The sequence below is a fragment of the Streptomyces sp. NBC_01465 genome (assembly GCF_036227325.1).
Lineage (GTDB): Bacteria > Actinomycetota > Actinomycetes > Streptomycetales > Streptomycetaceae > Streptomyces.
The window spans coordinates 1,179,175-1,192,976 of record NZ_CP109467.1; the positions used below are offsets into that span (position 1 = coordinate 1,179,175).

The 13,802-nt window shown below is 71.2% G+C and carries 10 protein-coding genes; 2 read left to right on the forward strand and 8 right to left on the reverse strand.

Going from position 1 to position 13,802, the window contains the following annotated elements; genetic code table 11:
* The first annotated feature begins 1 nt into the window (after window position 1).
* Window positions 2-1,408 (forward strand): GntT/GntP/DsdX family permease, encoded by a 1,407-nt coding sequence (locus OG707_RS05300; RefSeq protein WP_329114869.1) that lies wholly within the window; start codon window positions 2-4, stop codon window positions 1,406-1,408.
* Window positions 1,409-1,475: 67 nt separating this feature from the next.
* On the opposite strand, the gene OG707_RS05305 is transcribed toward OG707_RS05300, so the two are convergent.
* From OG707_RS05305 to OG707_RS05340, 8 genes are all read right to left on the reverse strand, one after another.
* The gene (locus OG707_RS05305) at window positions 1,476-5,150 is read right to left on the reverse strand and encodes a S8 family serine peptidase (protein ID WP_329114871.1); all 3,675 of its coding nucleotides are present in this window, start codon (window positions 5,148-5,150) and stop codon (window positions 1,476-1,478) included.
* Window positions 5,151-5,306: 156 nt separating this feature from the next.
* Window positions 5,307-6,164, reverse strand: coding sequence for a PaaX family transcriptional regulator (locus OG707_RS05310; RefSeq protein WP_329114873.1), 858 nt, complete (start codon window positions 6,162-6,164; stop codon window positions 5,307-5,309).
* A gap of 90 nt (window positions 6,165-6,254) precedes the next feature.
* On the reverse strand, window positions 6,255-7,835 hold the full coding sequence (locus tag OG707_RS05315) for an MFS transporter (protein ID WP_329114875.1): 1,581 nt from the start codon (window positions 7,833-7,835) through the stop codon (window positions 6,255-6,257).
* Between the two features lie 37 nt (window positions 7,836-7,872).
* Complete coding sequence (locus tag OG707_RS05320; protein WP_329114877.1) at window positions 7,873-9,249, reverse strand: alpha/beta hydrolase; 1,377 nt, start codon at window positions 9,247-9,249, stop codon at window positions 7,873-7,875.
* A 157-nt stretch (window positions 9,250-9,406) separates the two neighbouring features.
* Window positions 9,407-10,324 (reverse strand): PDR/VanB family oxidoreductase, encoded by a 918-nt coding sequence (locus tag OG707_RS05325; RefSeq protein WP_329114879.1) that lies wholly within the window; start codon window positions 10,322-10,324, stop codon window positions 9,407-9,409.
* Window positions 10,325-10,352: 28 nt separating this feature from the next.
* Entirely contained in the window at window positions 10,353-11,384 is a 1,032-nt protein-coding gene (locus OG707_RS05330) for an aromatic ring-hydroxylating dioxygenase subunit alpha (protein WP_329114880.1), read from the reverse strand.
* Between the two features lie 48 nt (window positions 11,385-11,432).
* A complete protein-coding gene (locus tag OG707_RS05335) occupies window positions 11,433-12,194 on the reverse strand; it encodes an IclR family transcriptional regulator (RefSeq protein WP_329114883.1) in 762 nt (253 codons plus the stop codon).
* A 29-nt stretch (window positions 12,195-12,223) separates the two neighbouring features.
* A complete protein-coding gene (locus OG707_RS05340; RefSeq protein WP_329114885.1) occupies window positions 12,224-12,652 on the reverse strand; it encodes a MarR family winged helix-turn-helix transcriptional regulator in 429 nt (142 codons plus the stop codon).
* A 204-nt stretch (window positions 12,653-12,856) separates the two neighbouring features.
* Here OG707_RS05340 and OG707_RS05345 point away from each other — a divergent pair, with 204 nt between their 5' ends.
* Window positions 12,857-13,795 (forward strand): SDR family NAD(P)-dependent oxidoreductase, encoded by a 939-nt coding sequence (locus OG707_RS05345; RefSeq protein WP_329114887.1) that lies wholly within the window; start codon window positions 12,857-12,859, stop codon window positions 13,793-13,795.
* Window positions 13,796-13,802: the final 7 nt, after the last annotated feature.

Below are 13,802 nucleotides of genomic sequence, written 5' to 3' on the forward strand. Positions count from 1 at the left end.
CGTGTCCAGTCTCAGCGTCGAGACCCTGGCAGCGGACGCCGTCGAGCCCATCACCTCCGCGGGCAACGCCCAGCTGGGGTTCGCGGTCCTCGCGGGCATCGCCGTCATCGTCCTGCTCATCACGAAGTTCAAGCTCCACCCCTTCCTGTCGCTGACCATCGGATCCCTGGCGCTCGGCGCGATCGCGGGAGCCCCGCTCGACAAGGTGATCACCAGCTTCACCGCCGGGCTCGGCTCGACCGTGGCCGGCGTCGGTGTGCTGATCGCGCTCGGTGCGATCCTCGGCAAGCTGCTCGCCGATTCGGGCGGCGCCGACCAGATCGTCGACACGATCCTGGCGAAGGCCGGGAAGTCCGGCGGAAAGATGATGCCGTGGGCGATGGTCCTCATCGCCTCGATCATCGGCCTGCCGCTCTTCTTCGAGATCGGCATCGTCCTGCTGATCCCGGTGGTGCTGCTCGTCGCCAAGCGCGGCAATTACTCGCTGATGCGCATCGGCATCCCCGCGCTCGCCGGTCTCTCCGTGATGCACGGCCTGATCCCCCCGCACCCGGGCCCGCTCGTCGCGATCGACGCGGTCGGCGCCAACCTCGGCATCACGCTGGCCCTCGGTGTGGTCGTGGCCATCCCGACGGTGATCATCGCCGGTCCGGTGTTCTCCCGGTACGCCGCACGCTGGGTGGACATCAAGGCCCCCGAGGCCATGGTCCCGTCCCGCCCCTCCGAGGACCTGGAGAAGCGTCCGAGCTTCGGCGCCACGGTGGCCACCATCCTGCTGCCCGTCGTACTGATGCTGGCCAAGGCCCTGGTCGACGTCATCGTCGACGACCCGACGCACATGATCCAGCGCGTCTTCGACGTCATCGGCTCCCCGCTGATCGCGCTGCTCGCCGCCGTCATCGTCGGCATGTTCACGCTGGGCCGCGCCGCGGGCTTCAGCAAGGGCAAGATGTCGACGACCGTCGAGAAGTCGCTCGGGCCGATCGCGGGCGTCCTGCTCATCGTCGGCGCCGGCGGTGGCTTCAAGCAGACGCTGATCGACTCGGGCGTCGGCCAGATGGTCATGGACATCTCCAAGGACTGGTCCATCCCCGCACTGCTGCTCGCCTGGATCATCGCCGTGATCATCCGTCTCGCCACGGGTTCCGCGACGGTGGCGACCGTCTCCGCCGCGGGCCTGCTGGCTCCGCTCGCCGCCGACATGTCGACCTCGCACGTGGCGCTCCTCGTGCTCGCCATCGGTGCGGGGTCGCTCTTCTTCAGCCACGTCAACGACGCGGGTTTCTGGCTGGTGAAGGAGTACTTCGGGATGAACGTCGGCCAGACGCTGAAGACCTGGTCGGTGATGGAGTCGATCATCTCGGTGGTCGCGATCGTCTTCGTCCTGCTGCTGTCGCTGGTCCTGTAGCCGGCGTACGGCGAAAGCGCCCGCCTCCTCCGGAATTCCGGAGGAGGCGGGCGCTTTCCTTGCTTCGTTACTTCACTCCGACCGCTCGGGTGATCTCCTGCAGGACGTTCCCGCCCTTGTTGTCGCTCGCCGACGCACGCAGCGAGATGTACGAGGCGCTGCGCGGCACGGTCAGACTCCCCTTCCAGGAAGCCCCCTTGCCGCTGAGCCCGACCTTCTGCCAGGTCGCGCCGTCGTCGTACGACACCTCCAGCTTGCCGCCGCCGAGCGTGCCGGTGCCGGCCGCGCCCTTCACGTACTCGGCGTAGATCCCGACCGGGATCCGCGAACCGGCCCGCACATTGCCCGCGAGGTCGGTGTCGACGTCGAAGCCGAGGTTGATCAGCGGCAGGAAGGTGTTCCGGTCGGCAGGGGTCTCCGCCGACTTGAAGGTCCACTCGGCGTGGCCCTTCGTCGACAGCTTCCACCGCTTCGCGTCGAGCGTCGTGTCGGTGGTGACCTTGTACGTGTGCTCCGCCGGGTCGGCGTCCCACGCATAGGCGCCGGAGCTCATCGCGTGATCGACCTGCACCCCGTCGACGTACACATCGGTGAACTGCGTCATCGAGTCGTCGCTCCACACGTCGCCGAAGCCGGTGTGGTCAGGACCCGAGTCGCCCCAGCCTGGGGTGTTGAAACTCAGGTTGTTGCCCTGGCGCTGCTGTCCCCAGCCGAGCCCGGTGCCCAGCCACGGGTGCCAGACCGGCTTGAACCAGTTCACCTCCTGGTGCGAGCCGCCCTTGTACGTGATGAGGCCGCTGCGCTCCTCGATGGCGGACGGGCCCGTGGTCACGGTCTCGTGCCAGGTCTGGCCCGCGCCGGTCGAGACGTAGTCGGTGCGCTCCACCGGGTAGGCGATCTTCTCCGCGAATCCGAGGCCGACGGGGAAGGTGCCGGTGATGGAGTAGCGGAACTCGCCGCCGTCCTGAGGCGCGACCGCGTGGAACTTGGTGTCCAGGACGGCGAGTTCGCGCTTCGACGGCCTGTACGTGAGCGAGCCCGAGGGGACGGTGCCCCTGTGCTCGTCGGTCAGGTCGTACACCCACGGCGTGTACTGGGTGCCGGTCATCTCGATCCGCCGGCCCTGCTTGGCGTACGCGGCGAGCGTGGCACCCCCTGCGGCGTCGAGTGTGGCGATCTGCAGCGGCCGGTCGGTGTAGTCGTCGGTGCCGAACCAGGCGTTGAGGCGGCCCGGCTCGTTGTCGGTGACGAACAGCGCCTTGACGCCGGCGTCCTGGGCTGCCTGGGCGAGCTCGCCGGGCGTGAGTGCGTCGCTGCGGTGCACCAGCACCGCCTTGCCCCGCACGTTCTTGCCGGTGTAGTCGGCGGGCGCGCCGTTGCCCGCGTCGACGACGGAGAGCCTGCTGGTGCCCTCGATCAGAGTGCCGCCCGGCTGGACGAGCGCGCTGCCGACCCCGCCGACCTGCAGCGCGGGCTTGCCCAGACGCCACACCGTACGGAACTCGAAGGTCCCGTCGCTCACCTTGTGGGTGGGCGCCGCGAAGATGCTGTCGTACTTGACGGGGACCTGCGCGGCGTTCATGAAGTCGGCGCCGCCGGACTTCCGGCTGACCTCCATGAGCAGCTGACGGTTCTCGGTGGTGCGCCCGACGTCGGCCTTCAGTTCCTTCAACTGGCGGCCGTCCAGCGTGATTTCACGGTCGCGGTCGAGCTTGATCTCCGGGTCGGAGAGATATCCGAGGCCCAGCGAGTCCTTGCCGTGGCTGCCGCGCACGTCGAGGAAGGAGTCGAGGTAGTACGAACCCGGCTGCAGGCGCAGCTCAAGGGTGCCGGAGTCGCCGACCACGGTGGTGTACGGGTCGTAGCCCGCGGCGAGCTTCTGGATCGCGAGGTAGGCGGGCGTCGGGGCGCCGTCCCGGTCCTTGACGTGGATGGTGAGCGTGTACCGCTCCTCCTCCTTGACCAGGCCGAACGTGGTGTGGGCGACGGTCTGCCCGCCGCTGCTCGCGAGGATCTGCCCGCTGAGGTTGCCGACGGCGGCCTTGGCGCCGTCACCGGTGACGGTGGTGGAGGCGGTGCCGTGCGCGGGGACGGTCAGCGTCCGGTCCGCGAGCGTGAGCACACCGTCGGGTGCGCCCTGCGCGGCGAGATTCAACTCCACTGCGGTCTCGGAGGAGTTGCTGTAGGTGAGGGTCCTGCTCACCGGCTGATTGCTGTCGTACGGCCACTTGTAGTAGCCGAGGTCGACGCTGCCGGTGGCGGTCACCTTGGCGCTGATCGCGTCGGGGACACTGACCCGGCCCGCGCCCAGCGTGTAGGCGGATGCGTCCAGTTGCTTGCTGGAGGACATCAGTGCGTCCTTCAGCTGGACGCCCGTCCAGTCCGGGTGCTCCTGGGCGAGCAGCGCCGCGACACCGGCGACGTGCGGCGTCGCCATCGACGTACCGCTCATGGTGGTGTACGAGCCGCTGCCGCTGACGAGCGAGGAGCGTGCGGCGAGGATGTCGACGCCGGGGGCGGAGACATCGGGCTTGAGGGCGTTGTCGCCCGTCCGCGGGCCCTGGCTGGTGAAGTAGGCGGCCTCGTCCGCGGAGTCGACCGCGCCCACGGTCAGGGCGGAGTCGGCGGCGCCGGGCGAGCCGATGGAGCCGGGAGCGCCGCTGTTGCCCGCCGCGATGACGAAGAGCGCGCCGGTCTCCTTGGAGAGGGTGTTGACGGCGGCGGCCATCGGGTCGGTGCCGTCGCTGCCCTCCTGCGAGCCGAGGCTCATGGAGATGACCTTGGCCTTGATGTCCTTGGCGGCCCACTCCATGCCGGCGATGATCTGGGACTCGCTGCCCTCGCCCTCGTTGCTGAGGACCTTGCCGACGGCGAGCGTGGCGTCGGGGGCGACGCCCTTCTCCGCGCCGTCGGACGCGGCGCCCGAGCCGCCGACCGTCGAAGTGACGTGCGTGCCGTGGCCGTTGGCGTCGGCGACCTGCTGGCCCTCGATGAAGGACTTGGACTCGGTGACCCGGGCGGCGAGGTCGGGGTGGGTGGCGTCGTACCCGGTGTCGAGGACGGCGACCTTCACGCCCTTGCCGGTGAGTCCGGCCTCCCACGCCTTGGGGGTGCCGATCTGCGCGTTGCTCTCGGCCATGTCGGCCTTGACGCGCCCGTCGAGCCAGACCTTGCCGATGCCGTCGGCGAAGCCACTGCGCCCGGTGGTGGCGGCGTCCCAGAACGTACGCCCCTTGTCGGCGTCGACGGCCGCGCCGCCGATGCTGGGCAGCGCACGGGTGCGCTCGGCGCCCTTGGGCAGGGCGGCCGCGCTGCGGGCGCTCTTGGCGCCGTACGTCACGATGAGGGGCGTCGCGTCGGTCGTGCCGTCGGCGAGCCCCTCCTTTATCAGCTCGCTGACGTCGAAGAGCCGCGCGTCCAGGGTGCCGGCGGCGAGGTAGGGGCGTGCCTCGTCGGGGACGACGCTGATGTGCCCGTCCGACACCTGGGTGCGAACGGTGCCGGTCGCGCCCTTCGCCCGGTCCACGGAGACGGACTTCTTGCCGCCGCCGAGGTCGGTCACCGTCACCTTGTCGCCCGTCACCAGGGTCACGGTGTGGGCGGAGCGGGCGGCGGCCGTCGTGGCGGGCGCGGGAGCCGCCTCCGTACCGCTCTGGGCGTGCACCGTGCCGGAGGGGATCAGAACGAACGCGAGTCCGGCCGACAGCAGGGCCGCTCCACGTCTCGCAGGTCCTCTGGTCATCACTGCCTCTCTTCCTGGGCCTCGGGCCCGGGGGTGTTGCCCGAGTGCCAGGGAGAGTCTTGGCAGATTCGTGTTACAGGGACATGGACAAAGGGGATCCGGGGCTGGCGGGAAGCGGGCGTGGCGTCTTCCCGCCACGGCGAGGTCCGGCCGGGCTCAGTTTCCGCCCTGTCCCGGTGGGAGCGTCTGCAGGTACTGCGCGGCCATCGCACTCGCCGCCGCGTCGACCCGTGCGTGGGCCCGGCGGAAGACGCTCTCCGCGGGGCCTGCCGGCCAGTCGGCGGGCAGGTGCTGGACGGGGAGGTGCGGGTCGGTGCGTACGATCTGCAGCCATTCGGTCAACAGGAGCAGTTTTACGGTGAGTTCGTCGGGCTCCGGCTGGTCCGTACCGTCGGCGAGGCCCGTCCACCGGTCTCGGAAAGCCGTGTAGCCGGCGGCCGGTGCGGCCAGGTCCCAGGTGCTGTGGACCATGGTGTCGATGTCGGTGTCCGGATCGGCGGTCGACCTGAACACGGTGAGGTGCGGGCCGAATCGCGGGTCGCCCGTCACCGCACCGACGTCCACGTGCCCCGGGGCGATCCACAGTCCGCCGATCAGCGGACCGAAGCCCGACCAGGTCAACTGCGAGCGCAGATCGTGCCGTTCGCGCTGGTTGGACTCGGGCAGCGAGAAGGAGAGCAGGGTCCAGGTGCCGTCCCAGTCGTCGTTGACGGCACCCTGTTTCCACACCCGGTCCTCGCCGTCCCGCAGGATCGCGGTCGAGCGGTCGGTGAGCCCGAAGTACATCCGCCGGCCCTCGCGGCTTCGGCGCAGCAGACCGCGGTTGACCATACGGGTGAGGGTCGAGCGGGTCGCGTACTCGCCGACTCCCGCCCGGCCGAAGACCTCGATGATGCTGCCCGAGTACACGCAGACGTCACTGCCGAGGACGTAGTTGCCGAGGAAGGTGAGCATCAGCGACTGGGGGCGCGGCGCCTCGCCCTGCGATGCGCCGTCCGGAGTCTCCTGAGCCATGCCGGTCCCTCCGTCGCCGGGTGTCTGCCTGTCCGGCCCCCATGGTGCGTGACCTGTGGTCGCGCGCACCACGGGGGGTGGGATGTTCGGTCAGTGGGCTTGTGCCACCTGTTCTGATTCCTCGGTCCGCTGTGCGCCGCGGAGTGCGAGGAGCACAAGGAGTGCGGCGGCCAGGGCTGCGGCACCGCAGACCGAGAAGCCGATCGCGTAACCGTGCCCGAGTGCGTCGAGTGCGAACGAACCGGCCGCTCCTGGCGGGGAGTTGGCCGGTACGGAATTGAGCGCGAGCGGCCCGCCCTCGGCCAGCACCTCTCCCGCGGCGGCCTTCGAGGCGGGGGCTAGGTTCGAGCCGGCGATGGCCCCGGTGAGCTGGGAAGCCGCCTGGCTCAGCGCGACCGCGCCGATCACCGCCGGGCCGAGGGTGAAGCCGAAGTCGCGGAGCAGGTTGGTGGATGCGGAGGCCATGCCCGCGAGGTGTACGGGCGCCGCGTTGACTGCGGTGGCGGTGATGGAGGAGACGGTCAGGGCGAATCCGATGCCCACCAGGCCCAGCGGAAGGATCAGCGAGGTCAGCGCACGGTCGTCGACGTCGAGGGTGGCGGCGAGGAAGTCTCCGGCGGAGATCAGCAGCAGGCCTGCGGTGAGGATCCAGCGGGGCGAGACGCGGTCGAGGAGGCGGGAGGTGAGCGGGGTCAGGAAGGGGGTGATGCCGTTGAGGAGCAGGAAGGCGAAGGCGGTGCGCATCGGGCTCTGGTGCTGGATGGGGCCGAGCCTGATGCTCGCCCCGTACGCCGTGCCCAGGAAGCTGAACATGCCGACGACCGCGACCGTCGAGGCGACGGCGAAGGAGCGGTTGCGGAAGAGGTCCAGGCGCAGCAGCGGCGAGCGGGCGCGGCGTTCGGCTGCGACGAACAGGACCAGGAAGGCGGCCGCGACGACGAAGGCGACCACGACGGGGGTCGACGACCAGCCGTCCGTGGGGCCCTGAATGACGGCGTAGAGGAGCGCGAACAGGCCTACGCCGATGGTGATCTGGCCCCCGATGTCCAGGGAGCGGCCCTCGGGTGCGCTGGAGTCGGCGGCGAGCAGCAGGCTGAGCAGGGCGCTGAGTGCGGCGACGATGGCTACGACGACGAACGCCCAGCGCCAGGATCCGTACGTCCCGGTGATCCCGCCGAGGAGTGGGGCGAGGAAGCCGCCCGCGGAGAGGCTGGAGGCCCAGAGTGCGATGGCGCGGGCGCGCTGGGCATGGGTGCGCGTACCGGCGGCGATCATCGCGAGGGAGGTGGGGAAGAGCGCTGCCGCGCCGAGTCCGGCGAGGGCCTGGCCGACCCAGAGCTGGTGGATGGAGCCGCTGGTGGCGGCGACCACCTCGCCTGCACCGAGCAGCACGGCGCCGCCGACGAGGAGCCTTTTGCGTCCGAAGAGGTCGCCCATGACGCCGAAGGACAGCTCGAGGACGGTGACCGGGAGGAGGAACGCGTCGGAGATCCAGGTGAGTTGGGAGCCGACGGGGTGGAGGTGTTCCTGGAAGAGGCCGTTGAGGGTGGCCGGGATCGCGATGCCGATCTGGGCGAGGCAGACGGCGAGGCAGCCCGCGATCAGGGTGCCTAGGGCGAGTTTGGCCGGCGCGGCGGAGACGCCGGACGGTGATGCGGTCCGTATGGACATGGCGGGTCCCTGGGTCGGTGGGGCTCGATGGGGTGGGTCAGTGGGAGTGGCGGGTTGCCGTACGGCCGACGGTCAGTGCGTCCGGCCGGTACGGGAGGTACGCCGCCCCGTCGAGGTTCAGGGCGAGCGCCGACCGCTGGAGGGTGCCCGGTTCGGCGACGTTGCCCCAGTGACCAGCGGTGATACGGCGGTCGATGGCGTGTACGGCGGCGAGCGTCTCGGCGGTGGTGAAGGCGCAGTGGCCCTGCCGCTCGACGTACGCCTGGCGGAGCAGTCCCGCGTCGTCGGATGCCTCGACGCGGGCGGCGAAGGCGCTCTCCTGCTCGACGGGGACGAGGTTGTCGGCGGTGGTGTGCACATCGAGGAGGGGTACGGAGAGGCCCTGGCCTGCGGAGGAGGTGCGCTGTGCGGTGCGTACGGCGGCGGGGTCGGCGACCACGTCGGCGCTCGCGGTGAGGGCGGCGAGGTCGGTGCGCAGGCTGAGGCCGGCCGCTCGGTAGAGGGCGTGGACCTGGGGGGCGTGTGCGGAGCCGGCCAGGAGGGCCGCGTAACTGACGCCCTTGTTCCAGGAGTTGTTGCCGCCCGCCGACTGTTCGACCGCATAGCGGCCGCCCTCGATGAAGGAGAGCAGGCCCTGGGCGAGCCAGGCGTACTGCTGCTGCTCCTGCCCCTCGAAGTCGGTCGGGGCAGGGCGATCCTGTCCTGGCGCCCAGTCGGCGAGGTTGAGGTAGGCGGCGGCGAGGGCGATACGGGCGCGGCCCTGTGGGGTGGTCTGGGCCGCGGTGACCGCGGCGGTGAGGCGGTCGGCGATGGCGGCGGCTTCCTCCTGGGTGGCGAAGCCGGTGAGCTTCACCTGCTCGCCCGGGAGCAGGAGTCGGGCGAGCGTGTGCTCGGCGTCGAGCTGGTAGTTGTCGAGGTCGGTGCCGCCCGCGACCAGACCGCAGAGGCCGAGCGCGCCGTCGACTCTGCCTGCGCCGTCGCGGGCGATCTGGGCGTTGACCAGACCGCCCATCGACTGGCCGACGGCGATCGTGCGGCTCGGGCGGCCGACCGTACCGGCGAAGGCGTCGAGGGTGGCGAACTGGTCGCGTTCGGCGCTGTTCAGGGCCCACATGGAGCCGTTGGGGTCGTAGGAGGAGCCGCTCAGCGCGTATCCCTCGGCGAGGAGTGCGGTGCGGGCGGCGGCGCTGGGGGCGTCCTGGGCGACGGTGGGACCGAAGCCGTGGCTGAAGAGGAGCAGGGTGCCGTTCCAGTTGCCGGGGACGTCGGCGATCCAGGTGGCTCCGTCGGCGAGTGTGCCGGTGAAGTGCTGGTCTGCGGGGGCCTGTTCGGCGGCTGATGCGACGGGGGCGGTGACGGCGAGAGCAACTGTCGTGGCGATGGCGGCGAGGGTGCGCGAGAGGCGTGCGGGCATGGCGGATCGCTCCGATCTGCGGGCCGGGTCAAGAGGCGGGGCCGAGAAGAGGGGCCAAGTGGCATGACATTGGCGTGTCTTGACGGCTCGGAATGTAGGGCGTTCTACTGACTGCCGTCAACAGATTGCACAACATCGACTCCCGACCGGCCCGCTCTCACAGATCGAGGACGAGACGGGGGCCCGCCGAGCGCGAGACGCAGATCATCATGGTCTCGCCGGACCGCCTCTCCGCCTCGTCGAGTACGGAGTCGCGGTGGTCGGGGACGCCTTCGAGTACGTCGGTCTCGCAGGTGCCGCAGGTGCCTTCCCCGCAGGAGTACAGGACCTCGACTCCCGCGCTCTGCAGGGTTTTCAGGACGGAGCGGCCCGGCTCGACCGTGAGTGTCCGCCCGGTGCGGGCCAGTACGACGTCGAAGGCGGTGTCGGCGGACGTGTCCTCGGCGGGGGCGGTGAAGCGTTCGGTGCGGGCCGGTCCGTGTGCGGTGACCGCGTCGATCAGGGGGCCGGGACCGCAGCAGTAGACCTCGGCGTCCGGGGCGTCCAGGTACGCGGCGAGGTCGAGCAGGCCCGTCTCGTCCTGGGGTGCGATCCGGACCCGGTCCCCGTACCGGGAAAGCTCGTCGAGGAAGGCCATGGAGGTGCGGGTCCTGCCCCCGTACAGCAGGCTCCAGTCGGCCCCCGCTCGCTCCACCTGCGCCAGCATCGGCAGGATCGGGGTGATGCCGATGCCGCCCGCGACGAAGCGGTAGCGGGCGGCGGGGCGCAGCGCGAAGTGGTTGCGGGGGCCCCGGACTTGGAGGGGCGCGCCCTCCGTCAGCCGGTCGTGGACGTACGCCGACCCGCCGCGCCCCGTCGGCTCGCGCAGGACCGCGATCCGCCAGCGGCGGCGGTCGGCCGGATCCCCGCAGAGCGAGTACTGGCGTACGAGGCCGGGGGCGAGCAGCAGCTCGATGTGTGCGCCGGGCTCCCAGGCGGGCAGCTCGTCGCCGTCGGGGCGGTGCAGGGTGAGGGCGAGGACGCCGTCGGCCGCTCGGGTGCTGCGGCCGACGGCGAGTTCCAGGAGGTCGCTCATCGATGTCCTTCGGGGTGGGCCGGCATGGTCACAGCGTCTCCGTGGGCTTCTCGCCCTCCTCGGCGAGGCGGGCGAGGATACGGCGGGCGGCCAGTCCCCCGGCGTCGATGTTGATGCTGAGCTCCTGGTAGCCGGGGGGCTCGGTCTCCAGGGTCTGCTGCAGGAGGTTGAGCGCGTCGACGTCCTGCATGACCACGGTGTGGTTGAAGTCCCGCAGGAACGTGGTCACTTCCTCGTCCTCGGTGGCGAAGTCCCGGGAGACCGCCCAGAAGTCGTACACCTTGCCCTCGGTGGAGGGGGTGATGGCGTACGTGATCTCGGTGTGGAAGGCGCGGCTGTCGTCCTCGACCGGGGCGATGCGGCTGTGCAGCAGATACAGGCAGGGCGCGAAGTACTCGATCTCCTGTGTGCGGCTGATGCGCCCCTCGATGCCGGTGGAGCGGGCGTAGAACGGCGGGCAGGCGGCGTCGGCCATGTGGCGGCGGACGCGAACGATCCCGGCGCCCTCGTCGGTCTCGGTGGCGATGGGGGTCTCGGCGACCTCCGGGGTGCCGATGTAGCCGCCGTGCAGATAGGTCTCGTGGGAGAGGTCCAGCAGGTTGTCGACGAGCAGTCCGTAGTCGCAGTCGATGGGCTCCATGCCGCTGACCGTGACCATGCCGGGGCTGTCGAGGTGGCGGGCGCGCGGGACGGCCGCGGCGTCCGCGAGGGACGGTTCGCCGATCCAGACCCAGACCAGGGAGTCCTGTTCGACGACGGGGTAGGACGCGACGCGTGCGGTACGGGGGATGCGCTTCTGGCCGGGCACGAAGACGCAGGCGCCGGCGGTGTCGTAGGTGAACCCGTGGTAGCCGCAGACGACGGTGTCGCCGTCCAGGCGGCCTGCGGTGAGCGGGAAGCGGCGGTGGACGCACCGGTCGGCCAGGGCGACGACCGCGCCGCCGTCCTCGGTGCGGTAGAGGGCGAGGGCCTCGCCGAGGACGGTCCGGCCGAGGAGCTCGTGGCCGATCTCGTGGGCGTAGGCGGCGACGTACCACTGGTTGCGCGCGAAGGGGGTCATGGGGAAGAGATTCGTGACGCGGGCCACACCCCGGCAAGGGCACTTCCGTCAGACGGAAGCCGGGCGCCAGCCCAGGGCGCGGGAGATGCCGCGGGCCGCGAGCCGAACAGCCGGGATCAGGGCGGGAGTTCGGGCGTCCTTCACGGGGACGACCACGGAGACGGCCGCGGTCACCGCGCCCTGCAGCCCGCGGACGGGGGCAGCGACGGAGAGCGCGTCGTCGGTGATCTGACGGTCACTCACCGCACAGCCCGTACGCCGGACTTCGGCCAGCATCAGGCGCAGCCTCGCCGGCGCGGTGACGGTGTACGGAGTGAACGCGGCCAGCGGCCCCGCACACACCCGGTCCTGGATCTGCCGGTCGCAGTGCGCGAGCAGGGCGAGCCCGACCCCTGTGGCGTGCAGCGGCCAGCGGGCGCCGACCTCGGCCCGTACGCCGACTGCGGAGCGGCCCGAGATGCGCTCGATGTAGACGACGTCGAGGCCGTCGCGCACGGCGAGCTGCACGTTCTCGTGGGTGGCCTCGTAGAGGTCCTCGAGGAAGGGCATCGCGGCCCTGCGCAGGGAGAGCGAGCGCGGGGCGAGGGCCGCCACCTCCCAGAGGTGCAGCCCTATGGAGTACGCACCGGATTCGGCGCGCTCCAGCGCGCCCCAGCGGACGAGTTCGGCCACCAGGCGATGCGCGGTGGGCAGCGCGAGGCCGGCCCGGCGGGCCAGGTCGGTCAGGCCGAGCGCGGTGTGGTCGTGGTCGAAGGCGCCCAGGACGGAGAGGAGCCGGTCGGCCGCGGAGCGGGCGGCGGGTCCGGTCATCGCGGAGTCATCGCCGTGTCATCGCGGGGTCAGGGCCGGCCGTCGGGCTCGGCGACGCGGAGCAACAGGCCGTGCAGGGCGGCCCGTTCGGCGGCGTCGAGCGGGCCGAGCAGTTCGTCGGTGACCTCGTCGCCCGAGGACTCCGTACTCCGCAAGAACTCCGCCCCGTCTTCGGTGAGGACCACGATCCTGCTGCGCCGGTCGCCGGGGGCGGGCCTGCGCTCGGCGAGGTCGAGGCGCTGGAGGTCGTCGACGAGGCTGACGATGGCGCTCGGGTCGTAGCCGAGGCGGTCGCTCAGCTCCCGCTGCAGCGCGCCTTCGACGCCTGCCAGGTAGCGCAGGACCGCGTAGTGCCGCAGCCGGAGTCCCGACCGGGCGAGGCGGGCGTTGAAGAGCTGTCCCGAGCGCTGGCCGAGGCGGTAGAGGAGATATCCCGTGTCGGTGTGGAGACCGCGCATCCAGGGCGGATCGGCCTGGTCCGCCTGCGGCTTCGTGGTGGGCTGGGTGGCGATGACGGGCTCCTCGGGCTGCTGACCGGCTGGGTGTCGAGGCTCCCAGCATGGATCAGATCCAGGCCGGAGACAACTATTGACGTCGACAATGATTGCTCTTAGCTTCGATTTGCACCGCACAGCAGCCCGCCGTTGAAGGGACATCTCGTCGTGCCCAGTTCCACCGATGCCACCGCCGCCATCGATCTGACCGGGAAAGTTGCCGTGGTCACCGGCAGCGGACGCGGCCTCGGACTCGCCTACGCCACCGCTCTCGCCCGGGCAGGGGCCGCCGTCGTGATCAACGACCTGGACGGCGACACCGCCGGGCAGGCCGCCAAGTCCCTGGTCGAGGCGGGCCACCGGGCCGTCGCTGAGCCGGGCGCGGTCGGCACCGCCGAGGTCGCGGACCGCCTGGTCGCCCGGGCCGTTTCCGAGTTCGGGCGGATCGACGTCATGGTCACCAACGCGGGCATCCTGCGCGACCGGGTGCTCTGGAAGATGACCGACGACGACTTCGATGCGGTGATCACCACCCACCTCAGGGGCACGTTCACCTGCGCCCGGGCGGCGGCCGTCGCGATGCGCGAGCAGGGCGGGGGCGGCAGCCTGGTCCTCGTCGGCTCCCCCGCCGGACAGCGCGGAAACTTCGGGCAGACCAACTACGCCGCGGCGAAGGCCGGAATCGCCGCCATGGCACGGACCTGGTCCATGGAGCTGGGCCGCGCGGGCATCACCGTCAATGCGATCGTGCCGGTCGCCGCGACCGCCATGACCGAGACCATTCCGGCCTTCGCGCCGTACGTGGAGGCCATGCGCCGCGGCGAGCCGCTGCCCGCGTTCCTGCGCGCCGGCGAGGGGTTCGGCACCGCCGAGGACTGTGCGGCGCTCGTCCCCTTCCTCGCCTCGGACGCCGCCAGGGACATCACCGGCCAGTGCATCGGCATCGGCGGGGACCGGCTCACGCTCTGGTCGCACCCGCAGGAGACGGCAGCCGCGTACGCCGACGGGGGCTGGAGCCCGCAGACCATCGCCGACGCGTGGCACACCTCGGTCGGCGCGGCGCCGCAGAGCGTCGGCATCCCCGCGCCGCGCATCCCGGAGGCGTGAGCATGGC